Source organism: Paraburkholderia sp., from assembly GCF_047605525.1.
GTDB lineage: Bacteria > Pseudomonadota > Gammaproteobacteria > Burkholderiales > Burkholderiaceae > Paraburkholderia.
Genome location: NZ_JASGFN010000015.1, coordinates 189,162 through 212,713, shown reverse-complemented (window position 1 = coordinate 212,713; position 23,552 = coordinate 189,162). Strand labels below are relative to the sequence as shown.

Below are 23,552 nucleotides of genomic sequence, written 5' to 3'. Positions count from 1 at the left end.
GCGCCGCGTCGCGCAGCGCCGCGCGATCGAGCCGCGGCCCCGCCAGCGCCGCGGCGCGCGCCGCATCGAGACGATCGTAGAAACCGCGCGCAAGCGGACACGATTCGCCGTTGCAGGCTTTATCGGGATGCTCGCAGGCCTTGTCGCGCGCAACCAGTTCCAGTGTTCTCAACGGCAACGACGCGCTGCTTCGCCGCAGCGTGTCGATCGCATCGAGCGCGAGCGCGCGGCCCGGCGTCTTCGCGGTCAGAAAGAACACGCGGTCGATGCGGTCTTCGGCGCAAGCCTTCAGCAAGGGGAAAATCGTCGCGAGCGTTTTACCGATGCCGGTGGGTGCTTGCGCCATCAACGGCTGGCCGTCCCGCGCCGCGCGATACACCGCTACCGCGAGCTCGCGCTGTCCGCGGCGAAACGCTCCGTGCGGAAACTGCAACGCGGCAAGCGCCGCATTGCGCGCGGCGCGATGCGCGTCTTCCTGCACCGCCCAATCGAGAAACCGCTCGCATTGCTCGACGAAGAAGACCTCGAGTTCGCGCGCGGTGTGCTGTTGAGTCAGCACCGTTTCCTTCTGGCTGCCGATATCGAAGTACACGAGCGCGACCGTCAACCCGGCGAGCCCGCGCGCCTGGCACAGCAGATGACCGTACACGAGCGCCTGCGCCCAATGCAGCGCGCGATGATTGGCCGGCATTCGCGCGAGATCGCCGCGATACGTCTTCACTTCTTCCAGCCGGTTCGCCGCCGGGTCGTAACCGTCCGCGCGGCCACGCACCGTCAGGCTGCGATGCGTGCCCGTCAGCGCGATCTCGGTCTCGTAACCGCTCGCGCGCCGCCCGGCGACGGTCAGATGTCCCGCGATGCCTTCGAGCGACGTCGGCGCGGGCGTGAAACGCAGATCGAGATCGCCCCGCCGCGCGGTGAATTCGCACATCGCGCGCACGGCCACCACGTAGCTCATACGACGCGCTCCGCTTCGCTGCGTGTTTCGGCCTGCGTTGCGCCTTCCGCGTCATGGCCGGCCCAGCGCACGTCGACCACGCGCACCGGCATGCCGTGCCGCGCGCAATACGCGAGCCAGCGAATCTGGTTGTCCTGCAGTCGATCGCCGGGACCTTTCACCTCGATCAGTTCATAACGCTTCTCGGCCGGCCAGAAGCGGATCAGGTCCGGCAAGCCCGAACGATTGCCGCGAACGTCGCGCAGCAAACGCTCGAACCATAGCTTCAGATGCGCGGCGGGCAGACAGTCGAGCGCGAGCGCGACGAGCTCCGGCGTCAGCAGCCCCCAGAACACGAACGGCGATTGCACACCTGCCTTGCCATGCAGATGCCGCAGAATCGTCTCGCGATAGACACCGCTGTCGAACTCGGCGAAACACGCGGCAAACCGGTCGGCGCGGCGCGCATGAAAATCCGGCGCGTGCAGATCGGCCGGACCACGCTGGAACGGATGGAAAAACGCGCCGGGCAGCGCCGCGAAAACCGGCTCCCAGCACAGCAGCCCGAACAGCGAATTGATCAGCGCATTCTCGACGTAATGCACGGGCGCGGCATCGCAGCTCAAATGATCGCGCACCACGTATTCGACCGCCTGCGGCGTGTCGGGCTTCGGCAGCACGAGCGTGCTGCGCCCGACCGGCCGCGCCGCCGGCGCGCGCGGCGCCGGCTCACCGCATTTGCGCCGCAAGCGCGGCACCATGCGCGCGACGCGCTGTGCTTCTTCCTCGCTCTCCGGTGCGGCTGCCGCCTGCGCAGCGAGGGCGAATGCTTCATCGCAACGCCCGCTGCGCTCGAGCACGCGAATACGCCGATGACGCGCGCCGGGCCACGCGCACGCCTCGTACACCGGCAGTGCCGTGCCCCACTGCTGACGGCGCTCGCAATCCTGGCCGATCTGGAACAGCAGTTTCGCGCGGCGCGTTTGCAGCCAGGGGTTGCCGGTTTCGATCGCGCCGACGGTCGCAATGAGTTCGCGCAATGCTGCCGCGTCGTCGTCGACAGACAGCCATGCCAGCGCCTCGCGGCACGCGTGCAGCGCGAGATAGACATCGACGTCCGCGCGTTGCTGGAACGCGCGCGACGACGGCTCGAACGCCACCTTTTCGTACCGGAAGACGCCGAGATCGGCGAGCACGAACTCCGACCAGTCCTGCCGCAGATTGCCGAAAAACATCAGCCGCAAGCGGTCGCACAGCGGTGCGATCACGACGTGCAGCACGCGGTCCGTCGTGCCGCCGTGCCATGCGGCGAGCGGGCGCGGCGCGCACGAAGCTTCGCCGCCGCTTTCGTAAAACACGCGCAGCCTTTCCAGCAGTTCCGGTTTGCGCAACGTCTTCGCGCCGGGAATCAGCGCAATGGTATCGGTGAAGATTTCCAGCAATTGCGCGCGCGTGCTGAGCGCGAACAGGTCGTCGAGCGACAGAAGCGGCTCGGCGTCGACCCAGCCATGCACCGCCATCGGCATCGCGGCCTGCCATGGACAGCCGATCTCGTCATAGTGAAGGCGGCTCGCGCGAAACAGCGCGCCTTTACGCATCAGCATGCGAACCAGCAGCGCGCGCGAGGCCTGCGGCAAACCCGTGAAAACCTCGAAAAACGTGTGTTCTTCGTCGTTGAGCAGATCGTCGTAACGCGCGGCGAGCCACGCGAGCGCGCGTTCGAAATTGAGCAGGTAATAAGGAACGCCGGAGCGAATTTCCGGCTGAGCAGCGGTTGCCACGGGCTTTTTGCCTGACCTGTATGTTTATACAGTGATGATAGCAAAGTCCGATACGGCAACCGGTGGCGGTGCGTACTTTTCCGCTATTGGCGTTGCGGCTTCTTCATCGCGATCCCTTCCGCATGGGACGCGTCAGGCCGCGATCCATACGACCGTCAGGGAACGCACACCCTGTGCGCCGCGAATCAATACGCCTTCGATGTCGGCGGTCGCCGAGGGTCCGGTGACGAGCGCCGCATAACGCGCGTCGCGGAAATCGTCGCGACGATAGACGTCCTGCAACCCGTCGAGCAATTGCGCCGGATCGAGCAGCACGATCAGGTGCTGGACGATATAGCCCAGCGCATTCACGACATACTCACGCTCGCTAAACCAGACCGAACCCGTTTCGGCGACACCGAAGCGCGCGCGTACCACACCGACGTCAATGTCTTGCAGCGAAACCGGGTTCGTGTCCGGGGAGATCGGGCGCGTACCCGGCACTTCCGTAATCGCCGACGCAATCGACGCCCCGGCGCCAAACCGCTCGCGAATCAGTTCACCGATGTCGCTCGCGCTCGCCGCTTCGACGCAGGTGCCGCCCATCGCCTGCAGCGCCGCCGTGAAGCGCGCGCGCAGATCGCCGCCGGCCGCATCGAAAAGCGGCACATCTGGACGCGGTCTTGCAGCCGGCTGCGCGGCGCGCACTTTGGCGAGAAAAGCCTCACGCGTTGCCATTGCCGTCTCCACGATTCTTCTTGTACCACGCATGAAAAGTCATCTTCGGTGCGTCCGGCAAGTCGCGTTGCCTGCCCCAGATATTGAGCGGGTTATAGAGCACGAAATTCGGCAGCCGCCGCAATGCGCCGCCCATCGACGATACCGTCGCGCGATACAAGGTCGGACTCGCTAGCAGACGCCCCGCCATCTTCAGTACTTCCTGCTTCACGAACGGCACTTCGTGATGCTCGGCAATCACCATGCGCCATTTATAGATCTGCTCGTGAATATTGATCTTCACCGGACACACGTTCGTGCAACTGCCGTTGAGCGTCGACGCAAACGGCAACGCGCTATAGCGTTTCAGATCGAAAGTCGGATTGATGATCGCGCCGATCGGCCCCGAATAGGTGCCGCCATACGACAATCCGCCGCTGCGGCGATATACCGGGCACGTATTCATGCACGCGCCGCAGCGAATGCATTTGAGCGAGTACCAGAAGTCTTCCATCGCGAGCCGTTCCGAGCGGCCATGATCGACGAGAATAAAATGCATCTCGGTGCCCGGACGCGGTGCGCGAAAATGCGACGTGTACTGCGTAATCGGCGAACCCAATGCACTACGCGACAGCATGCGGATAAACACGCCGAGATCCGAAACTTTCGGAATCAGCTTCTCGATACCGATCGACGCGATATGCAGCGGCGGCAGATTCGCGGAGAGATCCGCATTCCCCTCGTTCGTACACACGACAACCGTGCCCGTCTCGGCCACCGCAAAGTTGCAGCCCGTCATGCCGGCCGTTTTCTCGCGCACGAAATACGGCCGCGTATTCATCCGCTGGCTTTCGGCGAGATAGTGAATGTCGCTGTTTTGCGGATCGGTGCCGATGGTGCGGCCGAACAGTTCGGCCACGTCCGCGCGCAGCTTGTGCACCGCGGGCACGACCATATGACTCGGGTCCTGATGATCGAGTTGCTGGATGCGCTCGCCGAGGTCCGTTTCCATCACCGTCATGCCGCGCGGTTCGAGGTATTCGCGCATCCGGCATTCGTCGGTCAGCATCGACTTGCTCTTCACGAGCGTGGTCATGCCACGCTCGGACATCAACTGATGGACGATCGCGTTGTGCTCTTCGGCCGTTGCGGCCCAATGCACGACCACGCCATTGGCCTCGGCCGCCGATGCAAACTGCTCCAGATAGTCGGCCAGATGCGACAGCGTATGTTCCTTGATACCCGACGCGAGCATCCGCAGCGTTTCCCATTCGGCGATGCCATGCGCCTGCGCATCGCGCTTCTCGCGCAAATCCCACAGACGCCTGTCGTGAAACGCGACGTGCTCGGTCTTCTGGATGAACGCGCCCGCCGCCTTCGCGTGGTCAATCCGGTGCTCGGTACCGCTCATGCGCGCGCTCCATTGAGAACCTGTGCGATATGAATGAAACGCGCGTCGGCCTTCATGCGTTCCGCGCAGCCCTGCTGGTGCATCAGGCACGACATGTCGCCGGACACGATGTATTCGGCGCCGGCATTCAGATGATCGCGCACCTTGTCCTGGCCCATGCGCACCGATACCGCCTCTTCCGTGACCGAGAACGTGCCGCCGAAGCCGCAGCACTCGTCGGGCCGCGCCGGCTTCACGAACTCGATGCCTTTCACCCGTTCCAGCAGCGCGCGCGGCTTCGAAAACGGCGTATCCGCGATTTCCGACACCGACGCTTCCTTCAGATGACGCAGCGCGCTGCAGCTATTGTGCAGGCCGACGCGATGCGGAAACTCGGCCCACGGGAATTCGCGCGCGCCGATCACGTCGTGCAGAAACTCGACCAGCTCATAAGCGTTCGCGCGCACCTTCTTCACTTCGTCGGTCTGCTCGATTGCGCTCAGATGCGCGCGCACGTGATGAATGCAGCTCGCCGACGGCCCGACGATGTAGTCGTAGCCCGCGAAGTTACGCGCGAACAGCCGTTCGGTAGCCGCCGCGTCGGCATGCGCGCCGCTATTGGCCATCGGCTGGCCGCAACAGGTCTGCTCCTGCGGATAGTCGACCTCGATACCGAAGCGTTCGAGCAGTTCGAGCGTGGCGATGCCCACTTCGGGATAGAACGCATCGATAAAACACGGGATAAACAGCGCGACTTTCATAGGTTCTTTGGAAAAAGCGGCGGCGGGGACGGTGCCAGCTCCGGCATTCTGGCCAAGCTTGGTCATGTTGGTCTGACCAAGACTATAGAAAAGTCCGCCGATGGTGTCAATCAGCGATCAGCGGCGTGCTGGTCTGCCGCCGCTCCCCGAGCCCGGCACGCGGAGAATCAGGAATTCACGGCAGCGGACGGCTTCGCCGCCTCGTCCTTGTAGATCTCGCGCACGAAGGCGAGGTGCCGCTCGGCGGCCTTGCGCGCCTTTTGCGCGTCGCGCGTGACGACCGCGTCGTAAATCGCCTGATGCTGACTCATCAACTGCTTTTCCATCGCGTCATCGTAGTCGATCAACCGATGATATCGGCGCATACCCTCGCGAATCAGCGTATGAATGCCGTGCATCACGTGCGCAAGCGCGACGTTGTGCGTGGAATCGGCAATGGCGAGGTGAAACGCGGCGTCCAGTTCGGCGAGATTCACGCGATCCCCCGACAGCGAAGCGGCCTTCAGCGCTTCGAACGCCGCGCGGATTTTCTTCAGGTCCGTCGCGGTGGCGCGTTGCGCCGCATAGACCGTCGAAATCGCTTCGAGGCCCTGGCGCAACTCGAGAATGTCGGCACTGGTGCGGGGATTCTGCAGCAGCAGTTCGGCCAGCGGCTTCGAGATGATCGGCGCGGTCACGTCGACAACCGTAAAACCGCCCCGCCCCGACGTTTCGATGTAACCGTCCGCTTCCAGCCGGATCAGCGCTTCGCGCAACGACGGCCGCGAGACGCCGAGTTGCGCCGCGAGATCGCGTTCGGCCGGCAGCCGGTCACCGGGCATCAGCGTGCCCTCCGAGATCAGTTGCTTGATCTGCTCGGACACCACGTCGGAAATGCGTTTGCGTGTGAAGGACGGGATCGGGGTGAATGGCATAGGCTGCGATCGGTAAAGCCGGTTGACGAAACAGCCGGCGACGGCTGCTCCGCGGTGCGTGAAATTATACCGTTCGGCCGTGCGCCAGGCAGGCGAGCACCGCGCGCGTCGCCGTTAAAGGATCGCGCGAACGAATCAGAATCTCAATGCGGCTGCGCGGTATAGAAGCTCACCAGATCGCGCTTGAGCGCATGCAACGCGGCATCGTCGAGATAGACCATATGACCGGTCGGGTAGTAAGCGATCCGCACGTTATCGCGCAGCGGCCCGTCGATGCCGAGATGCGCGAGCGCATATTCGGTCGCGTAGAACGGCGTGGCCAGATCGAAATAGCCGTTCAGCGACATCACGCGCAATTGCGGATTCTGCCGCATCGCTTCGGCCAGATCGCCGGCCGCGTACGGCAGTTGCAAACGCTCGCCCCACCATTCGCGATGCTTCCAGTCCCATTGTTTCAGTGCATCATCGTTGAAGACCCGGTAGCGCTCCGTGGGCGTAAAGTGCAGATCTTCGGCGAGATATTGATGAAGCGCGGCATTGAACGCGTTCGACACGCTGTTCACCGACGCGTCGAAGTCGGGACGCTCGGACGCGTCGTCGAAATCGATACCTTCGAAACGCGCGTCATAACGGCCGACGCTGCGCGACTGATCGCGCAGCAACTCGCTGCGAAAACGCGACGGATAAAGGCGCAGACGGTTGCGCTTCACGAAGCCCACGTCGAGCCCGGTGAAATAAGCGACGCGCGCGGCGATCGCTTCGCGCTGGTCGTCGGGTAACGCATCGCCCTGCGCGAGCGCCTGGGCATAGGGTCCGCGCGCGAAAGCACGTGCTTCGTCGAGAAAGGCCGGCAAGCTCGCGGGCTTCGGCGTGATCTTGTCGTGATACCACGCAATGGCCGCGAAACTCGGCAGATAGCTCTCGCTTTTGAAATCGGAGCCCGGCGAGAACGCCGACGAGTCGAGTACCGACGACAGCAGGATCACGCCGTTGAGCGCGATATCGTTCTGCCCCAACTCGTACGCGAGCATCGCGGCGCGTGCGGTGCCATACGATTCGCCGAGCAGGTACTTCGGCGAATTCCAGCGCCGGTTCACCGTCAGATAGCGATCGATGAATTGCGCAAACGCGCGCAGATCCTGATCGACGCCCCAGAACTCCTTGCCCGTGCCATGCCCGACCGGTTTCGACAGGCCCGCGCCGACCGCGTCGATAAAGACGAGGTCGGTTGTGTCGAGCAGGCTGTCGGGATTGTCGTCGAGCTTGTACGGCGCGGGTGGCGTGCTCGCGGGACTGGACGTGCGCACGCGCTTCGGCCCGAACGAACCCATCATCAGGAACACGCTGCCGGCGCCGGGGCCGCCGTTGAACAGAAACGTGACGGGGCGGCTCGACGGCGTTTTTGTGGGTACCGTGTACGCGAGATAGAAAACGCTTGCATTGGCCGCGCCGGTCTTGTCGTCGTGCAGCAGCAGATTGCCGGCAGTCGCCGTGTAGTCGAGCTTGCGGCCGTCGAGACGAATCGAATGCGATGTGATGCTCGAGGTTTCCGGCGGCACCGGAACCGCTGCCGCCGAGGGTTCGCCGTGGTGTTGCGACTTGTCCGCTGCGTCGGCCGCATCCGCGGTAGCCGTTGCGCTCGAGGCGGTCTGCGTGTCGCTGCGTGAAACCATGCGCTTGCGCGGCTCGGCGCGCGTCTCGCTCGAGTCGCCGGCCGGCGAGCCGCCGGCGTCGGGCCGCTGGCCACGCGCGCCGGGCGTGGACGCCGCGGTATCCGTACTCGTCGCCGCGCTGGACGAATCGGTCAGCCCCGCCGCCATGCTACGTTCACTGAACGACGCCAGACTGGCGAGAGAAAGCGTCGCAGTCAGCGCGGCCACGGGTAATCCCGCCGTCAGCGACCGGCGCAATGAAGGATAGAAGCCAGGGATCATGAAGATTCCGCCACGAGTCGAAACGTGCTGAAGCGCCGGATACCGGATCCGACAACGAACCCGGCGCTCGATTCTTGACGCAAGTCTGCTCGGCGTCAACCGTCGGGCTCATTACAGGCTCGACATTACAAACTGCCGTGCTTCGCACTTACACTCTCTGGATAGCCGCTTTCGCCCGCTCGACCAGTTCGAAGACGGCCATACCCGCCACCATGGCAGCCACGAAACCCGTGGCTTTCGGATAGCCGGCGCCGAGCGCGACGAGCGCGGGTCCCGGACATAAACCGACGAGGCCCCAGCCGACACCAAATATCGCGCTGCCGATCACCAGTCTCGGCGTGATGGCCGTGGTGGTCGGCAATTGCATCGGCAATCCAAGATACGAACGGGTGCGGCGCCTGGCCACGAAAAATGCGAGCGAGCCGATTGCGATCGCACCAGCCATCACGAACGCGAGCGACGGGTCCCACCATCCCGCGAGGTCGAGGAAACCCTGCACCTTGGCTGGATTCGCCATGCCGGAGACCATCAGACCCGCGCCGAAAAGCAGGCCGGCAAGCAACGCCGTGAGTGCCCTCATGTCAGCCTCCGATCACATGCCGTTGCACGAAAACAGTCAGGAACGCCACGGCCATGAAGATTGCAGTGGCGACCAGCGAGCGGACGGACCCACGCGAAAGCCCGCATACGCCGTGTCCGCTCGTACACCCGCTCGCGTAGCGGGTGCCGATACCAACCAGAAAGCCGGCAACGAGCAGCCCGCTCCATGACGACCGGATATCGACATGCACAGGCGCGCCCAACCAGGCCGCCAATACCGGAGCGCCGACCAGCCCGAGCAGAAAGGCGACACGCCAGCCGACGTCACGAGCCCCGCCGAGCAGACCGCCGAGAATGCCGCTGATGCCGGCGATGCGGCCATTGAACAGCACCAGCACCGCGGCCGCGAGACCGATGACGAGTCCTCCCGCCAGTGAGAGGCCCGGTGTGAAATGGTTGACGTCGATCAGCATGGTTCTTCTCCTCACTGCTTCGCGCAGAACTATTCGTGCAGTACCGCCATGACAGCGCGCGCCGCTATCCCGGCAAGCCCCCGCGCGTTTCCACCGGTCATCCCCGCAACTCTTCCACAAACCCCGCGATCCGCTCACAAGCCTCGACCAGTCTCGCGTCATCCACTACCAGCCCCAGCCGCACAAACCCCTTCGCCGTATCCCCGAACGCGCTCGCATCGAGCACCGACACGCCTTTCGCCCGAAACAGCCGCCACGTGAAATCGACCGTATCGAGCCCGGTGCCGCTCACGTCGACCATCATGAACATGCCGGCCTCGGGCAACAAACAGCGCAAGCCACGCACGCGATGCAAGCGCTCGAACACCACGTCGCGGCGGCGCCGGTAAATTGCGCGGATCCCGGCGACGATCTCCGCCCTGTTCTGCAACGCCGTCAACGCAGCCTGCTGAATGAAGCCCGGCAAGCCGTAAAGCATCGCGAGCGCAAGCCGTCCCATATGCTCGATCAGCACGGCGGGTCCGATCGCCCAGCCGACCCGCCACCCCGCCATCGCATGCGATTTCGACAGGCTGCCGAGCGTCACCGTGCGCTCCGCCATGCCGGGCAGCGACGCGATGCTGACATGCTCGCGCTCGAACGTCAGTTCCGCGTAGACCTCGTCGGATAGCACCCACAGGTCGTGTTCGCACGCGAGCCGCGCAATGCGTTCGAGATCGGCGCGCTGCATCACGACGCCGGTCGGATTGCACGGCGTCGCGAAGAAGATCGCCTTCGTGCGCGGCGTGATCGCCGCTTCGAGCGCGTCGCAGTCGACGTGAAACGCGCGCGCCGGATCGACCGGAACCGCCACCAGCGTCGCGCCCGCCGCGCGTACGCAAGCCTCGTAGGTCAGGTACATCGGCTCCGGGACGATCACTTCGTCGCCCGCTTCGAGCAGGCACAGCGATACCGAGAAGACGCCGTTCTGCGCGCCCGCGGTCAGGACCACGTTGGCCGAACCGACAGGGCAGCCGGTCATGCGCGCATGTTCCGCGGCAATCGCCGCGCGCAGCGACTCGCGGCCGGACATCGCGGTGTAGTGCGTATCGCCGGCGCGCAGCGCGTCGATCGCGCGCTCGACGATCGGCGCGGGCGTCGGGAACTCCGGATCGCCGACGCTCAGCACGATCACGTCTTCGCCATTGGTGGCCGCCTGTTGCGCGACACGATGAATTTCCCACGCCGACGTGCGCCGCCCTTGCAGACGCTCGACCAGATTCGAATACTTCATTGCGCTCACCCGTTTTTACCGATCCGTTCCGCGATCTATTTCTCGTTGATCTATTTCTATTCGACCCGCCAATGTAATGGCACGCCGATGAAACGTCCAGATACGGGAAAGGGCCATGCGAGCGGACAGTCTCGCATGGCCCTTCGCGCAATCTTCTTCCGGTTTCTCTCTTCCCGATTCCTTTCGAGCCCCGTGCGGAGGCGCGGCGCATTTAATTTAAAGCTGGCGGCGCAATTCCGCCGGCGGCACCTTCATCAAATGCCGGTATTTCGCCACCGTGCGCCGCGCGACCAGCACACCCTGATCCGCGAGCATCCTCGCGAGTGTCACGTCCGACAGCGGATCGCGTGTATTCTCCGCGGCGATCATCTCCTTGAGCAGCGCGCGCACCGCGGCGGCCGAGCAGGTGCCGCCGCTTTCCGTGCCGAGCTCGCGCGGGAAGAAATGCTTGAACTCGAAAATGCCGCGCGGCGTCGCCATATATTTGTTGCCCGTCGCGCGCGAAATCGTCGATTCGTGCAGACCGAGTTCGTCGGCCACGTCGCGCAGCACCATCGGCTTCAGCGCAATTTCACCGTACTGGAAGAACGCTTTCTGATGCGCGACGATGCATTCGGCGACACGCTGGATCGTATCGAAGCGCTGTTGCGCGTTGCGGATCAACCAGCGCGCCTCCTGCAACTGCTGCGCGAGCGGCGAACGGCTCGCGCCCGCCGACTGCGCGAAAAGCTGCGCATACATGCGATGGATACGCGCGCGCGGCTGCACGGCGGGATTGATCGACACGACCCATTTGTTGCGCACCTGGCGCACGATCACGTCGGGCACCACGTAGTTATCCTCGGTGCGGCCATAGCAATTGCCCGGCTTCGGATCGAGCTTGCGCACCAGCGCGCAGGCCACCCGCAAGGCTTCCGCGCTACAGCCGATCTGCTTTTGCAGTTCGGCCTGCTCGCGGCGCGCCAGCCGTTCGAGATGATGCTCGGCGATCTCCAGCGCGATGCCGCGCCCCGGCGTGTCGGCGGGCAATGCATTGATCTGCAGCGCAAGACATTCCGACAGCGAACGCGCTCCGAGCCCCGGACGATCGAGCGACTGCACGAGTCGCAACGCGACGCGCAGTTCTTCCTCGGTCAACGCGGGTTCGAGATCGACGCTGTCGGCAAGGTCGGCAAGCGACTGACGCAGATAGCCGTCGTCGTCGAGTGCTTCGATGATGAAGCGCGCCACCGCGCGGTCGCGATCGTCGAGGCGATATAGCCGCAGCGCATCGTGTAGCTGCTCGCGCAACGTCGGCTGCGAACGGGCCCATTCGGCCGGATCGCTGCCGTCGGCGTCGCTGTTCTGGCGCATCGAACCGCGCGTGCCGTAATCGCCCGAAAAGTCGCTCGGCATATCGTCCGGGCCCGCGCTTTCAAGTGCCTCGCCCCCGGCGCTTTCCGCGGGCAACGCATCGGGCTCGGCGGCGGCCAGCGTGTCGGCGGTGGGCAACGCGCCCGGGTCTTCGCTGGGCGACGTACCGGCCAGCGCCACATCTTCCGCTTCCGATGAATCGTACTCGAGGAACGGATTGGTATCGAGCGCCGTGCGCAACTCCTGCTGGAACTCCAGCGCCGACAGTTGCAGGAGGCGCACCGATTGTTGCAGACGAGGCGTGAGCGCAAGCGACTGCCTTGCGCGTAGTTCGATTGAAGGCATTGAGGAAGTCCGGTTCGTTGGTAGCTGAAGGCTCGAAGCGCCGCGTTCACTCTGTAGAGCAACTGTCGTACCAGTTTGCACAAACCGCTGTTTTCCTTACGCTTTGTCTTTTCAGGCGCGCCAATTGCGCAGCCCCGGACCGCCGGTTTTTACAAGGAAGAGGCAATTTCCGGTCCCTTTTTTTACACCTCCCGCGGCGGGCAGCCATGCCGCGTCGCGTACTCCGTCGAAAGCCTTATTCCTCAGTCCAAATCCGCGTTCGCGGTGGTCCGCGCGTCGCCCGCGCACATACAAACCTGCGTGCAAAAACGCGGCGGGCACGCTGTTTGCGGATCTGCATCACGTGGACGGACGTTGGCCCCGGCATGCGCAAGGGCTTTCGCCCGGTGTCGAGAAACGGGCCCCTGACGGTACCGTAGCGGCAACGACCCCACGTGAGTCATCAGCGGTTTCGACCGCGATCGGCCACCGGCAACAAGACCGCCATTTTCATCAACACCCGAAGGAGAAACCATGAAGACAATCCAGCTTCTGAAGACCGCAGGCAGCATTGCTGTCGTCGCATTCGCGCTGAACGCCACCGCGCAGACGACCGCGCCGGCTCCGTCGGCTTCGTCCGAATCGATCGGCGAGCACATCGACGACAGCACCATCACGACCAAGGTCAAGGCGGATCTGCTTGCGGCGAAGAACGTCAAGTCGACGCATATCCACGTCAAGACCCGTAAGGGCGTCGTGTGGCTTTCGGGTTCGGTGCCTTCGGCCGACGACAAATCGGCAGCCGAGGAAGTCGTGCAGAACGTGAAGGGTGTGGCGAGCGTGAAGAACCATCTGAAGGTCGCTGCCGAATAAGCGCAACCGCCGATAGGGTTCGCGCCCATTCGGCATGGAACACAGGCAGGTCGAAAAAAGCCGGCTCGCACGTCGGCTCTTTTCTTTAAATGGCCGTGCAATTTCTTGCACGGCCATTTTTCTTCTCCATTTGCAGACGCGGACGACGAACTCGATGCATCGACGCGTGCATCGAGGGCCCGCGCCATTCGAGACGCGAGCCCTCGCCTGCCTTAGCGCTTCATCGCCGCATACTGATCGCGCACGCGGTCATGCGTTTGCAGCACGCCCTGGTATTGCCGCTCGACAATTGCGCGCACGTCGGCCGGCAGTTCCTTTTCAAGCGCGTCGTGGTAGCGTTTCTTCGCGACGTCCTCGCCCTTTTCGCACTCGGCGAGGATGGCGTGGTCGCTGCGATCCGTCACCGCCGATGTCACATCGACCCAGCCGCGATGCAGCGCGCCACTCAAACTGCCGCCGGTTTCGGGCTTGCCGCCCATCGCCTGAACCGCGTCCTGCAATTCACGCGCGCCGCGCGCGCAGTCTTCGGCACTGGAGCGAAACATCGCCTTCAGCTGTTCGTCGTGCGCATCCTCGGCTGCCTTGAGAAAGCCCTTTTCGCCATCCTTCGACGTTTCGACCAGATCGTTCAGCACGGAAACAATGTTGGTAGCCATTCAATACCTCCCAGAGTGTCGTTCACAGCGAATCCACCGCCCACGGCCCGTTATTGAAATACGATGAGTCGGCTTGCGGCGCGATGGGGTTCGCGGAAGATCCCGCATGAGCCGTGCCCGGCGTGCCGCGGTGCCGCTTTTTGTGCGGCGCCGCGCCGCGCGGGCCATGCTGTCGGGTTTGCGCATTCCGCAGTAGATGAAAATGAAAAAGCGGCCCGATAATCGGGCCGCTATTCGGGGAAAGCTTTTTCGCTTTTTCGTGCGAGCACTTCGAACAGGTTCAGATCACGCCCGCTTCTCCTCGAACTCGTTGAGCGGTTCCGGCGTCCTCAGCGGATCGAAGTCGGCCCAGCGCCCCTGCTGCCAGCGGCCGGTTGCCTTCTCGATCGCCATGCCCCCTGCTTCGCGCAACACGCGCGCGGCCTCGGGCTGGTTGTCCGGCGACACGTGCACTGCAACCAGAACGCCGGAATCGCGCGACTCCTCGTGATACGGGACGCGGTGACCGGAGGGTCTGCGCTCGCGCGTGCGCGACATCGCACCGACCAGCGAGCCGACGTAGGCGCCCACCCCGGCGGCGATCAGCGACACGATCAGCGGCGCGGAAAACGCCGCGAAGATCGCGACACCGACGACCGCGCCGATCACCGCGCCGATCGTCACGCCCATTCCCGCGCCTTTCGGCGCCTCGCGCGCGCCCGGGTCGGTATCTGTATCGCCGCCAATCGGAAAGCGCGCATGCTGGCCGCGCGGATTGACGAAAAACAGCGTGACGTCCTCTTCGACGAAGCCTGCATCGAAAAGCTTTTGCGCCGCGTTTTCCGCGGTCGGGAAAGTCGTAAAGCGTGCTGCGACGATGAGTGACATAAGGCCTCCTTGCATCGTTGAACGGCGTTCGCGAACCATGCCGCCTTGCGCCGCGCCAGCGAAGCGCGTTGCGGTGCGGCACGCGGCGGCGCTACGCCGTAGCGCCGCGATCCGGTTCCATGCCTTCCACTCTGAACAGTCCGCTATGCAACACTACGCCTTCTCCGTTGTTCTGGTCGAGCGCTTCCGCGCAGACCGAACGGATGCGCTGGCGGCCCTTGTCGAACGCGGCCATCAACGCCGGCTCGAGCGCTGACTCGGCGCCGAAATGATCTTCCAGTGCCTCCGCGGTAATCGCGCACTCGACCGGCTCGCCATCCACGCGCGCGAGGAAGCGCACCGTCAGGTTCGCGCCATCGAAAGCGGGTTTGTCGTCGGGAAAATTGATCTGCATAAGAGAGTCCTCATAGGCAGCCCGCGGCACGATCGCGTTCATGACGAGCCCTTCAACTGGCCGGCGAGTTGCTGCGCCATCTCGAGGTGATGCCGGATGAGCGGCAGAGCCTGTTTGGCCGCGGCCTTCAACTGCGCGTCGGTGCCGCTTTCGCTTTGCTGCTGGAACAGGTCCACCGCGCGCTGATGTGCTTCCACGCCTATCTGTTCGACGTAGGCCTGATCGAACGCGGTGCCTTTCAACGTCTGCAGCTTGCCGACCAGCGCGGAATCGGCGGACGGCGTCGGCCTGAAGCCCTTCTTCGCCACCAGCGCCGCCATGCCGCGAGACAGCTTCGTATGGTCCTTGATCATCTGCTGCGCGAATTGCTTCACGTGCGGATCGTTCGAGTTTTTCAGCGCGATCTTGCTGGCGGCGATTTCGGTCGCATCGGATTTCGACGCTTCGAGCACGAACTGCTGATCGGCCGGCGAGAGCTTCGTATCGTGGGCCGGCGCGGCGCTCGCGGGTGCATCGCTCGCCTGCGCGCAGGCGGTGTCGATCGCTGCCGCACTCAGGCCGAACGCGGCCAGCGCGGCAGTCAACACTTGTAGGGAATACCGGAATTTCATGCATTTTCTCCCTGTTGATTCAGCGAAGCGTCCGCGCTTGAAAAATCTCATTTGCAAAATCCAATCGCGCCCCGCCTGCAACCCGTTCAAGCGCGTGGCCGATCGCCATTCGCGCTCATGCCGCCTTGCGCTTTGCCAGTTGTGCAATCAACGTCTTGTTGAACGCCGGCAGGTCGGCCGGTTTGCGGCTCGAAATCAGATTGCCGTCCTCGACCACTTCCTGATCGACCCACGTGCCGCCTGCGTTGCGAATGTCGTCCTGCAGGCTCGGCCAGCTCGTCACCGTGCGTCCGTTGATGATCCCCGCCGAGACCGGCAGCCACGTGCCGTGACAGATCACCGCGATCGGCTTCTTCGCATGGTTCGCGGCCTGCACGAAAGCCTGCGCCTGGGGCAACAGCCGGATCGCATCGCCATTCACCACGCCCCCCGGCAGCACGACTGCGTCGTAGTCATCGGGTTGTGCCTTGTCGAAAGTCGCGTCGACCTCGACCGCGTCGCCTTTGTCGACATGTTTGAAGCCCTGGATCTTGCCGGGCTTCGCCGAAATGACGTGTACCGTCGCGCCCGCTTCGGCGAGCGCGCGTTTCGGCTCGATCAGTTCCGCCTGTTCGAAACCATCCATTGCCAGTACCGCCACCTTGTAGCCATTCAATGCGTCTGTCATGCGTACTCTCCGTTGATTCGCTTCGTGCGCCGGCGCGCCACGCCTTTACCCGGTAGGCGTTTGCAGGGCGCCGCGCCATTGAAATATTGATGAGCAAAACACGTGCCTATTTCCGCCGCGCGTTTCGCCGGCTTGCATTGCGTGCATTGCGTTCACGGTCTTCACTGCTTCGGGAAAGGCCGGCCTCAAGATCCGCTTTCGTCTTCGCCGGAATGGTCTTCGCCCGGTGGCACGCGAGGATCGATCACGTGATCCGTATCGATATCGCGGTCCGTCTCCAGCGTCGAATCGCCATCGGCCGCGGCGCGCTCGCCCGTGCCCGAGCGGTCGGTGTCGCTGCCGAGTTCGGCATCGCCGGTTTCGAGCGCGTGATTGTCGAGTTCCGAATCGACGTCGAATTCGTGACGCTTCGCACCCGCGACGTCGCTGCCGCTGTCCGACGAATCACTTGGGCCGAGCGTGCCGATCGTGCCGTCCGTCTGCTTGACGGTGTGTTGCGGCTCTTCATCGGGATTCAATGTGCTGCTCATGGACGCTCCCTGTTCGGTTGGTTACCACCACAGTGGCGCAAGGACCGTTCCGCCGCCCGGCAAGACGACGTGCGGTGCGCGGCGCAGGGGCGTATGGGCATCGCCCTTGCTTCCCGCCGTTCCACGACAGCACGCCCGCGTCATGCCTCTCGATGCGATCCGAACACGCTTGAAACTTCTACCTGCAACGATGGCCACAGCGACCCACTCGAGAACCGCCGCATCGCGCAGCCCCGCTACTACGAACGGCGTTTCACCGCCGCCGTCGATGCCACCGGGCCTGCGCCATGCCGACGACACCAAACCGGGCTACACGCGCAAACGCGAAAAAGACGGCTTCGTCTATTTCGACGTGAACGGCGAGCGCATCGCCGACGAAGAAGTGATTCAACGCATCAACGCTCTCGCGATTCCGCCCGCCTATGAAGACGTATGGATCTGCTCCGATCCGCGCGGCCATCTGCAGGCGACCGGCCGCGACGCGCGCGGCCGCAAGCAGTACCGCTATCACCCGCGCTGGCGCGAAACGCGCGACGCCGACAAATACGAGCGCATGGCCGAATTCGGCCGCGCGTTGCCGAGGATCCGCGCCCGCGTCGCGCGCGATCTGAAGCAGCCGGGCATGCCGGGCGACAAGGTCATCGCGGCGATCGTCCCGTTGCTCGACACCACGCTGGTCCGGATCGGCAGCGTCGAATACGCGCGCGATAACCAGTCATACGGATTGACGACGCTGCGCAAGAAGCATGTGAAGATCGAAGCCGGTCAATTGCGCTTCAGGTTTCGCGGCAAGAGCGGCATCGAGCACGACGTCACCATCGACAATCCGCGCCTCAAGCGCATCGTGCGGCGCTGCGCCGAATTGCCGGGTCACGACCTGTTCCAGTATCTCGACGAAGACGGCGCGCGCCACACGGTCGGCTCGGCCGAGATCAACGGCTATCTGCGCCGTGCAAGCGGCGCGGATTTCACCGCGAAGGACTATCGCACCTGGGCCGGCAGCGTGTATGCACTCGCGGCGCTGCGTGGTTTGATCTGCGGCAGCGCCGCTGAAGCACGCCGCCACCTCGTCGCGACGGTCAAAGACGTCGCGGCGCTGCTGCGCAATACGCCGGCGGTGTGCCGGCGCTGCTATATCCATCCGGCGATCATCAGCGCATTCGAGGCCGATGAATTGCGCAGCCTCGTGCCGCGTCCTACGCGTCGCGGACTCAAGGTCGACGAAATCGCGCTGGCGACACTGCTCGCGCTGGCGGAAAAACGCGCGGCGAAACTCGCGCGCGACGCGGGCGCGAAAGGCCGCAATAAGCGGGAATCGGCCGAGGGAAGCATCAATGGCTCGCTGACGAGCTTGCTGAAAAAATCACGCGCGGTGCGCAAAGCTGCCAGCGCGAAACAAAAAGACGCTGCGCGTGCACGCGATATGGCGCCGAAAGTGAAACCGGAAATGAAAACCGCTGCCCGGTGAGAACGCTACCTTGATTCAGGCCTCTTCTTCGAATGCGGCCATTACGAGCCACACGTCGCGCTCGCCGTCGCGTATCTCGGCCGCGAGCGCATAGGAATCGCCCGGCGTGCATACGCGCGCCAACGTCTCATGTGCGATTTCGCCGTTGTCGAACACCCGTTCCGACAGCGGCCTGACTTCCTGCTTGCCCTCGAACATCCGCCGCTGTTTGCGATACACGAGCGTTTCGGATTTCCAGTTGCGGAAACACTCACGCACGTGTGAGAAATCGCCGCCACAAATGTTCGCCTGGTAATGAATCTTTTTCACGATCACTCTCCTCGATGCAACACGGCCAGCGCGCCGGCGAGCAGCAACGCCGTGCCGTCGCGCTGCCGTTATTACATCGATCCAACTCTATTGCCCCTTCGTGTCGCTGCTCGCGTTCGCGCCGGGCGCGCTCGTCGAATCGGTCATTGGCCTGGTCTTCTTCGACTTCGACGTGTGATGATGCTTCATCGTCGCAGTCGAACCCGTCGCCGCGCCCGGTGCAGTCGATGCGGGTTCGTTGCCCGCGGTCGGCGCCGCGGTCGCCGCGCCATGCGCGTTGCCCGAGCCCGTGCCGCCATTGCCGTTACCGCCGCCCGTCTGCGCGACCGCCGCGCCCGACACGACCATGCATGCCGCTATCAGCCATGCCTTCGGATAGATATGCATCTAAATTCTCCCCCAGTAAGGACAATGTGATTGCGCAGTTCTTCACTGCCGTCACTGAAGGTTCAGCAAGGCCTATGCCGCGCACCGCGCGCACACGGCGCGGGATCGCAGTGGAAGTCCGGTGCCTGCGCTTTTCGTCAGATTTTCGTCACCAAGAACGAAATAATTTCAAACGCGCCCCGCTTGCTTTCCACTTGCATCCGGCAACGCGGCGCACGACATGCCATCGCATCTCCGTCACCCCGGACAAGCGAAGGAACGGCCGTTGCTCAACCATCGATACCCCTAACCTTTGACAGGAGTCACATCATGGTCAACCCGACCCAGACGCAAGGCGCGAACATCGTCGGCAAGGGCAGTGCAACCGCGGAAGGCCCAGGCCCGGATGTGATGGCCGCGGCCACGCTCGACGGCAACAAGGTTATCAGCAGCGACGGCGAGGACATCGGTAAGGTCAAGGACATCATGCTCGACGTGCGCTCCGGCCGCGTCGCTTATGCGGTGTTGTCGAGCGGCGGCTTTCTCGGCATCGGTGACAAGCTGCTCGCCATTCCGTGGAATGCGCTGACGCTGGATACGCAGCAGAAATGCTTCGTGCTGGACATGACGGCCGAACGCGTGAAGAACGCACCGGGATTCGATAAGGATCATTGGCCCGCCATGGCGGATCAGACGTGGGCCACCTCCGTGCATCAGTACTACGGCAGCGAGCCGTACTGGGGCGACGACCCGTATGTGAACCGCGACGACATAGGCGCCGGCGCGATTCCTCCGGGTTCCTCGGATGCGCCGGAGGCCGGTGGGGTGAAGCTTTAACCCGCCCCATACGCGCGGCCAGTAACGAAGCGCTCGCCGCGCGGGATGCGAAACCAGCCCGATTCAGGAGAGGCACGATGGCCACCCGAAAAACCACCAGCAGATCGAAACGCCCTGTCTCGCGCGCAAAATCGGGACGGCCGCCGCGTCAACGCCATGCTCAGGCGCACGCCGCTCATCGCGCGAAAACCGCGAAATCGGGCGGCTCGCATAGCGGGCAAAAATGGTCGCATCACGTGATGGAAACGAGCGACGCGATGGACATCCAGAAGGATATTTTCAAAACCGGCAGCGCGGACTCGATCGCGCAATCGTTGAAGCGCGCGTCGACCAGAAGCAGTCGCCGCAAGGGCACGCCGTTTCAATCGGCGATGTCGATGCTCAATTTCTATATCAATCGCGCCGGCAGAAACCTGCCGAAGGAGCGCCGCGATACGCTGCAACAGGCCAAGCGCAAGTTGCGTGAAGCGTTCGGGCGCGAGGCCGGGCGATGATGATAAGGCGGGGGCTGGAAGTCGATCCGCCGGGCTGACAGCCTCGCTCTGATCGGCACGATCCGGCGCGCGGCGTCGGCACCGCCACTGAACCCATTGAGCGATACGAATCGGAGTCGCTAGAATACGGCACTTCCTGCTGCGATACGGCGACGAGGCGCCCTCCTTCGATGACTCCGTCCGACGATTCCCGGCATGCCTCGCGCATGCACGCCGCCGATGCCCTGTTCGCCTTCCTCAAGACGCTGCCGCTCGGCGACCGGCTGATCGAAGGCGGCTTCATGGCCGTGCAAGCGGTCGCGGGCGCGAGTCTCGCGTTCGGGATCGGCCGCGCGCTGCATACCGAGCAGGCGTTCTGGGCCGCGATCACCGCGATCGCCGTGAGCCAGCACAGCTATATCGACACGCGCAAGCTGTCGCGCGATCAGTTCATCGGCGCGATGGTCGGCGGGCTCTGCGGCCTCGTCGGCACGCTCGCGGGCGGCGGCCATTTCGCCGCCTATGCGGCGACGGTGGCCGGCGCGATCCTGATCTGCTGGATCGTCAACGTGGGCAGCGCGGCGCGGCTCGGCGGCATCACCGCGACGATCATGCTGCTCGTGCCGGGCATGGGCCCCGCGTGGGACAAGGCATTTCTACGGCTTGCCGAAGTGACGCTCGGCACGGTCTGCGCACTGCTGGTCGCGCGGCTGATGGCGTCGCTCGAGCAGCGCGCGTTCAGCAAACCGCAGCAGCCGAGGTAAGCCGAACGGGCGCAACCGGAATCAGTCGGCGGTCAAAACGTCGAGCCGGAACGTCCCCGTCAGCACCCGCTTCGTCACGCTTCCCTCACATCGTCCGCTTGCGCGCCGCGCCGGTATCGCCCCGGCGTCACGCCGACGCTTTGTGCAAATGCGTTGCCGAACGCCGCTTCCGACTGATACCCGACTGTCTCGCCGATCTCCGCCGCGCTGCGTCGGGTCCGCAACAGCATATCGCACGCGATCGTCATGCGGATCCGGGTCAGAAAGTCCATCACGGTCACGCCCGCGCGCTCGTTGAAGCGACGCGCGTAAGTCGCGCGGGACATCGCCGCGCGTTCGCCGAGTTCGGCGATCGTCCGTGCGCGTTCGGGTGCGTCGAGCATCGCCTGCACCGACGCGCCGAGGCGCGCGTCCGTCAGCAGCGCGAGTACGCCGGTGCCGCTCGCAGCGCGCTCGCCGTGCGCGCGCAGCGCCATCGCGAACAACGCGTGGCTCAACGCGGTGACGATGGCCAACGCGCCCGGTTGACGCCGCTGCGCTTCGCCGCGCATCAGCGTGATCACCGTTTGCAGCGCGCCGAGTGTCTGCGTGCTGCCGAGCGATACGTGCAACGGATCCGGCAACGCGTTCAGCAGCAGCGCCGACGAACCGGGCGCGTAGACGAAGCGGCCGCACAGCAGATCGACGTCGGGGCGGTTGCGGGGGGACGCGTCGCTGCATTCATCGCCGGCGGCGCGGCCGTCATTGCGCCGCACGGGCAGCATCCCGTCGTGCCCGACTGTCAGCGGCGCGCCGCCCGTCGAGCGCTTGACGTCGCGCACGCGATGCGCCGCGCCGCGCGGGTCCACGACGCCGGCACCCCGCCGGCGCGCAACAGACAGGGGGTACCGCGATGTTGAACTGGATCGATTACCGCAAAGAACTGTTCGGCCGTATCGGCGAGATGTCGAAGCTCGCGCCGGACAGCGTGAAGGCCTATCAGGCGATGTCGGGCGCCGGTCTGAAGACCAGCCTGCTCGGCGCGAAGACCCGCGAACTGATTGCGCTCGCGGTGGCAGTGAGCCTGCGTTGTGACGGCTGTATCACGGTCCATACGGCCGAGGCGCTCAGGCACGGCGCGACGCGCGAGGAAATCGCCGAAGCGCTCGGCGTCGCGATGGCGATCAACGCGGGCGCGACGCTGGTCTACTCGGCTCGCACGATGGATGCGGTCGCCGCGCACAGCGAGGCGGCCGTGAAGTAAATGTGCACGCCGCGCCCCGCGAGGGCGCGGCTCTCGCCGTCAGCGTCGCGACTGCGCGTCGTGACGCATCGCATCGAGCTGCTGGCGGCGCTGCTCGCCCTGACGCTCGAGCATCCAGCCCGGATACTCGGACGGCAGCGCGCTGACTTCGGCGAGTTTCGCGAGCTCGTCGGCGCTGAGCGTCACGTTGGTCGCCGCGATGTTGTCATCGAGCTGCTCGACTTTTTTCGCGCCGACGATCACCGTCGTCACGACGCGCTGATGCAGCAGCCACGCAAGCGCAATCTGCGCGACCGAAACGTTTTTCGCCGCGGCGATCTCGCGCATCGCGTCGATGCAGTCATACGCGCGCTCGCGATCGACCGGCGGAAAATCGAAGCTGACCCGGCGGCTGCCCGCCTCGGCCTGCTGCTCGCGTCCATATTTGCCGCTCAGCAAACCGCCCGCGAGCGGACTCCACACCATCAGCCCGAGGCCTTCGCTCTGGAGCATCGGCACGAGTTCGCGTTCGAGATCGCGGCCCGCCAGCGTGTAGTACGCCTGGAGCGTTTCGAAGCGCGCGGTGCCGAGCCGTTCGGCGATGCCGAGCGCCTTCGCGATCTGCCATGCGGCCCAGTTCGACACACCGACGTAGCGCACATGGCCGTGCTGCACGAGCGTATCGAGCGCGCGCACGGTTTCCTCGATCGGGGTGGCCGGATCGAAACCGTGAATCTGATAGAGATCGACGTGATCGAGTTGCAGCCGCTTCAGGCTCGCCTTGATGCCGTCGAGAATGTGATAGCGCGACGCGCCCCGCGCATTCGCGAACTCGCCGGTCTCGCCGAACACCTTGGTCGCGATCACGACCTTGTCGCGCGGCACCTTGAGGTTTTTCAGCGCCTGGCCGGTGATCTGCTCGGACAGGCCGCCCGCATAGACGTCGGCGGTGTCGATGAAATTGATGCCCGCATCGAGCGCCCGGCCGACCAGGCGCTCCGCGTCGTTCTGTTGCAGATCGCCGATCTGCCGCCAGATGCCTTCGCCGCCGCCGAAGGTCATCGTGCCCAGACATAATTCTGAAACAAACACACCGGTACGGCCCAACTGGTTGTATCGCATCGCTGATGCTCCATCGT

27 protein-coding genes are annotated in these 23,552 nt (G+C 64.3%); 6 read left to right on the top strand and 21 right to left on the bottom strand.

Annotation, left to right across the window (positions count from 1 at the left end; genetic code table 11):
* The 11 genes from QM685_RS22360 to QM685_RS22310 form a co-directional block, all read right to left on the bottom strand.
* A partial coding sequence (locus QM685_RS22360; protein WP_415119404.1) for a DEAD/DEAH box helicase occupies nt 1-958 on the bottom strand: 958 nt, incomplete at its 3' end.
* Nucleotides 955-2,718 carry a VRR-NUC domain-containing protein gene (locus tag QM685_RS22355; protein ID WP_415119402.1) on the bottom strand — a complete coding sequence of 588 codons (1,764 nt, stop codon included), beginning with the start codon at nt 2,716-2,718 and terminating at the stop codon, nt 955-957. The genes QM685_RS22355 and QM685_RS22360, both read right to left, overlap by 4 nt.
* 132 nt (nt 2,719-2,850) lie before the next feature.
* On the bottom strand, nt 2,851-3,435 hold the full coding sequence (locus QM685_RS22350; protein ID WP_415119400.1) for a LutC/YkgG family protein: 585 nt from the start codon (nt 3,433-3,435) through the stop codon (nt 2,851-2,853).
* On the bottom strand, nt 3,422-4,825 hold the full coding sequence (locus QM685_RS22345) for a lactate utilization protein B (protein ID WP_415119398.1): 1,404 nt from the start codon (nt 4,823-4,825) through the stop codon (nt 3,422-3,424). The genes QM685_RS22350 and QM685_RS22345 overlap by 14 nt, the downstream gene beginning before the upstream one ends.
* The gene (locus tag QM685_RS22340; protein ID WP_415119396.1) at nt 4,822-5,565 is read right to left on the bottom strand and encodes a (Fe-S)-binding protein; all 744 of its coding nucleotides are present in this window, start codon (nt 5,563-5,565) and stop codon (nt 4,822-4,824) included. Before QM685_RS22340 ends, QM685_RS22345 begins: the two co-directional genes overlap by 4 nt.
* Before the next feature lie 167 nt (nt 5,566-5,732).
* Nucleotides 5,733-6,479, bottom strand: a complete 747-nt coding sequence (locus tag QM685_RS22335; RefSeq protein WP_415119394.1) for a FadR/GntR family transcriptional regulator — start codon at nt 6,477-6,479, stop codon at nt 5,733-5,735.
* A gap of 143 nt (nt 6,480-6,622) precedes the next feature.
* Nucleotides 6,623-8,413 (bottom strand): S10 family peptidase, encoded by a 1,791-nt coding sequence (locus QM685_RS22330; RefSeq protein WP_415119392.1) that lies wholly within the window; start codon nt 8,411-8,413, stop codon nt 6,623-6,625.
* A gap of 148 nt (nt 8,414-8,561) precedes the next feature.
* Nucleotides 8,562-8,993 carry a DUF6691 family protein gene (locus tag QM685_RS22325; protein WP_415119390.1) on the bottom strand — a complete coding sequence of 144 codons (432 nt, stop codon included), beginning with the start codon at nt 8,991-8,993 and terminating at the stop codon, nt 8,562-8,564.
* A gap of 1 nt (nt 8,994) precedes the next feature.
* Entirely contained in the window at nt 8,995-9,426 is a 432-nt protein-coding gene (locus QM685_RS22320) for a YeeE/YedE family protein (RefSeq protein WP_415119388.1), read from the bottom strand.
* 97 nt (nt 9,427-9,523) lie between these two features.
* The gene (locus QM685_RS22315; RefSeq protein WP_415119386.1) at nt 9,524-10,699 is read right to left on the bottom strand and encodes a pyridoxal phosphate-dependent aminotransferase; all 1,176 of its coding nucleotides are present in this window, start codon (nt 10,697-10,699) and stop codon (nt 9,524-9,526) included.
* A gap of 216 nt (nt 10,700-10,915) precedes the next feature.
* Complete coding sequence (locus QM685_RS22310) at nt 10,916-12,397, bottom strand: RNA polymerase factor sigma-54 (RefSeq protein ID WP_415119384.1); 1,482 nt, start codon at nt 12,395-12,397, stop codon at nt 10,916-10,918.
* A gap of 513 nt (nt 12,398-12,910) precedes the next feature.
* On the opposite strand from QM685_RS22310, the gene QM685_RS22305 reads away from it, so the two are divergent.
* Nucleotides 12,911-13,249: a BON domain-containing protein gene (locus tag QM685_RS22305; protein WP_415119382.1), complete on the top strand. Its 339-nt coding sequence runs from the start codon at nt 12,911-12,913 to the stop codon at nt 13,247-13,249.
* A 212-nt stretch (nt 13,250-13,461) separates the two neighbouring features.
* On the opposite strand, the gene QM685_RS22300 is transcribed toward QM685_RS22305, so the two are convergent.
* The 6 genes from QM685_RS22300 to QM685_RS22275 all read right to left on the bottom strand — a co-directional run bounded on the left by QM685_RS22300 (nt 13,462) and on the right by QM685_RS22275 (nt 16,974).
* Nucleotides 13,462-13,905 carry a ferritin-like domain-containing protein gene (locus tag QM685_RS22300; protein WP_415119380.1) on the bottom strand — a complete coding sequence of 148 codons (444 nt, stop codon included), beginning with the start codon at nt 13,903-13,905 and terminating at the stop codon, nt 13,462-13,464.
* Between the two features lie 285 nt (nt 13,906-14,190).
* Complete coding sequence (locus tag QM685_RS22295; protein ID WP_415119378.1) at nt 14,191-14,772, bottom strand: hypothetical protein; 582 nt, start codon at nt 14,770-14,772, stop codon at nt 14,191-14,193.
* A 91-nt stretch (nt 14,773-14,863) separates the two neighbouring features.
* On the bottom strand, nt 14,864-15,208 hold the full coding sequence (locus tag QM685_RS22290) for a DUF1488 domain-containing protein (RefSeq protein ID WP_415119376.1): 345 nt from the start codon (nt 15,206-15,208) through the stop codon (nt 14,864-14,866).
* Nucleotides 15,205-15,777: a DUF4142 domain-containing protein gene (locus QM685_RS22285; RefSeq protein WP_415119374.1), complete on the bottom strand. Its 573-nt coding sequence runs from the start codon at nt 15,775-15,777 to the stop codon at nt 15,205-15,207. The genes QM685_RS22290 and QM685_RS22285 overlap by 4 nt, the downstream gene beginning before the upstream one ends.
* Before the next feature lie 115 nt (nt 15,778-15,892).
* The gene (locus QM685_RS22280; RefSeq protein WP_415119372.1) at nt 15,893-16,444 is read right to left on the bottom strand and encodes a type 1 glutamine amidotransferase domain-containing protein; all 552 of its coding nucleotides are present in this window, start codon (nt 16,442-16,444) and stop codon (nt 15,893-15,895) included.
* A 185-nt stretch (nt 16,445-16,629) separates the two neighbouring features.
* Nucleotides 16,630-16,974 (bottom strand): chemotaxis protein, encoded by a 345-nt coding sequence (locus QM685_RS22275; protein ID WP_415119370.1) that lies wholly within the window; start codon nt 16,972-16,974, stop codon nt 16,630-16,632.
* Nucleotides 16,975-17,164: 190 nt separating this feature from the next.
* On the opposite strand from QM685_RS22275, the gene QM685_RS22270 reads away from it, so the two are divergent.
* The gene (locus tag QM685_RS22270; RefSeq protein ID WP_415119368.1) at nt 17,165-18,442 is read left to right on the top strand and encodes a DNA topoisomerase IB; all 1,278 of its coding nucleotides are present in this window, start codon (nt 17,165-17,167) and stop codon (nt 18,440-18,442) included.
* A gap of 15 nt (nt 18,443-18,457) precedes the next feature.
* On the opposite strand, the gene QM685_RS22265 is transcribed toward QM685_RS22270, so the two are convergent.
* Together QM685_RS22265 and QM685_RS22260 are read right to left on the bottom strand one after the other, a co-directional pair.
* Entirely contained in the window at nt 18,458-18,754 is a 297-nt protein-coding gene (locus QM685_RS22265; protein ID WP_415119438.1) for a hypothetical protein, read from the bottom strand.
* 84 nt (nt 18,755-18,838) lie between these two features.
* Entirely contained in the window at nt 18,839-19,138 is a 300-nt protein-coding gene (locus QM685_RS22260) for a hypothetical protein (protein WP_415119366.1), read from the bottom strand.
* A gap of 309 nt (nt 19,139-19,447) precedes the next feature.
* On the opposite strand from QM685_RS22260, the gene QM685_RS22255 reads away from it, so the two are divergent.
* From QM685_RS22255 to QM685_RS22245, 3 genes are all read left to right on the top strand, one after another.
* Nucleotides 19,448-19,954 carry a PRC-barrel domain-containing protein gene (locus QM685_RS22255; protein ID WP_415119364.1) on the top strand — a complete coding sequence of 169 codons (507 nt, stop codon included), beginning with the start codon at nt 19,448-19,450 and terminating at the stop codon, nt 19,952-19,954.
* A 77-nt stretch (nt 19,955-20,031) separates the two neighbouring features.
* Nucleotides 20,032-20,448 (top strand): DUF3175 domain-containing protein, encoded by a 417-nt coding sequence (locus QM685_RS22250; RefSeq protein ID WP_415119362.1) that lies wholly within the window; start codon nt 20,032-20,034, stop codon nt 20,446-20,448.
* A gap of 170 nt (nt 20,449-20,618) precedes the next feature.
* On the top strand, nt 20,619-21,191 hold the full coding sequence (locus QM685_RS22245; RefSeq protein WP_415119360.1) for an FUSC family protein: 573 nt from the start codon (nt 20,619-20,621) through the stop codon (nt 21,189-21,191).
* A gap of 74 nt (nt 21,192-21,265) precedes the next feature.
* Here QM685_RS22245 and QM685_RS22240 read toward each other — a convergent pair whose 3' ends face one another.
* Nucleotides 21,266-22,072: an AraC family transcriptional regulator gene (locus QM685_RS22240; protein ID WP_415119436.1), complete on the bottom strand. Its 807-nt coding sequence runs from the start codon at nt 22,070-22,072 to the stop codon at nt 21,266-21,268.
* Between the two features lie 11 nt (nt 22,073-22,083).
* Between QM685_RS22240 and QM685_RS22235 the strand changes: the two genes are divergently transcribed.
* Entirely contained in the window at nt 22,084-22,434 is a 351-nt protein-coding gene (locus QM685_RS22235; RefSeq protein WP_415119358.1) for a carboxymuconolactone decarboxylase family protein, read from the top strand.
* Nucleotides 22,435-22,473: 39 nt separating this feature from the next.
* On the opposite strand, the gene QM685_RS22230 is transcribed toward QM685_RS22235, so the two are convergent.
* A complete protein-coding gene (locus QM685_RS22230; protein ID WP_415119356.1) occupies nt 22,474-23,535 on the bottom strand; it encodes an aldo/keto reductase in 1,062 nt (353 codons plus the stop codon).
* Between the last annotated feature and the right edge of the window lie 17 nt (nt 23,536-23,552).

Coding starts and splice junctions, on each gene's coding strand:
- QM685_RS22290 (WP_415119376.1), bottom strand. CDS start 15,208: ATGAACGCGATCGTGCCGCGGGCTGCCTATGAGGACTCTCTTATGCAG.
- QM685_RS22345 (WP_415119398.1), bottom strand. CDS start 4,825: ATGAGCGGTACCGAGCACCGGATTGACCACGCGAAGGCGGCGGGCGCG.
- QM685_RS22300 (WP_415119380.1), bottom strand. CDS start 13,905: ATGGCTACCAACATTGTTTCCGTGCTGAACGATCTGGTCGAAACGTCG.
- QM685_RS22325 (WP_415119390.1), bottom strand. CDS start 8,993: ATGAGGGCACTCACGGCGTTGCTTGCCGGCCTGCTTTTCGGCGCGGGT.
- QM685_RS22335 (WP_415119394.1), bottom strand. CDS start 6,479: ATGCCATTCACCCCGATCCCGTCCTTCACACGCAAACGCATTTCCGAC.
- QM685_RS22305 (WP_415119382.1), top strand. CDS start 12,911: ATGAAGACAATCCAGCTTCTGAAGACCGCAGGCAGCATTGCTGTCGTC.
- QM685_RS22255 (WP_415119364.1), top strand. CDS start 19,448: ATGGTCAACCCGACCCAGACGCAAGGCGCGAACATCGTCGGCAAGGGC.
- QM685_RS22230 (WP_415119356.1), bottom strand. CDS start 23,535: ATGCGATACAACCAGTTGGGCCGTACCGGTGTGTTTGTTTCAGAATTA.
- QM685_RS22250 (WP_415119362.1), top strand. CDS start 20,032: ATGGCCACCCGAAAAACCACCAGCAGATCGAAACGCCCTGTCTCGCGC.
- QM685_RS22330 (WP_415119392.1), bottom strand. CDS start 8,413: ATGATCCCTGGCTTCTATCCTTCATTGCGCCGGTCGCTGACGGCGGGA.
- QM685_RS22350 (WP_415119400.1), bottom strand. CDS start 3,435: ATGGCAACGCGTGAGGCTTTTCTCGCCAAAGTGCGCGCCGCGCAGCCG.
- QM685_RS22285 (WP_415119374.1), bottom strand. CDS start 15,777: ATGAAATTCCGGTATTCCCTACAAGTGTTGACTGCCGCGCTGGCCGCG.
- QM685_RS22310 (WP_415119384.1), bottom strand. CDS start 12,397: ATGCCTTCAATCGAACTACGCGCAAGGCAGTCGCTTGCGCTCACGCCT.
- QM685_RS22315 (WP_415119386.1), bottom strand. CDS start 10,699: ATGAAGTATTCGAATCTGGTCGAGCGTCTGCAAGGGCGGCGCACGTCG.
- QM685_RS22260 (WP_415119366.1), bottom strand. CDS start 19,138: ATGCATATCTATCCGAAGGCATGGCTGATAGCGGCATGCATGGTCGTG.
- QM685_RS22270 (WP_415119368.1), top strand. CDS start 17,165: ATGGCCACAGCGACCCACTCGAGAACCGCCGCATCGCGCAGCCCCGCT.
- QM685_RS22340 (WP_415119396.1), bottom strand. CDS start 5,565: ATGAAAGTCGCGCTGTTTATCCCGTGTTTTATCGATGCGTTCTATCCC.
- QM685_RS22320 (WP_415119388.1), bottom strand. CDS start 9,426: ATGCTGATCGACGTCAACCATTTCACACCGGGCCTCTCACTGGCGGGA.
- QM685_RS22235 (WP_415119358.1), top strand. CDS start 22,084: ATGTTGAACTGGATCGATTACCGCAAAGAACTGTTCGGCCGTATCGGC.
- QM685_RS22245 (WP_415119360.1), top strand. CDS start 20,619: ATGACTCCGTCCGACGATTCCCGGCATGCCTCGCGCATGCACGCCGCC.
- QM685_RS22275 (WP_415119370.1), bottom strand. CDS start 16,974: ATGAGCAGCACATTGAATCCCGATGAAGAGCCGCAACACACCGTCAAG.
- QM685_RS22280 (WP_415119372.1), bottom strand. CDS start 16,444: ATGACAGACGCATTGAATGGCTACAAGGTGGCGGTACTGGCAATGGAT.
- QM685_RS22295 (WP_415119378.1), bottom strand. CDS start 14,772: ATGTCACTCATCGTCGCAGCACGCTTTACGACTTTCCCGACCGCGGAA.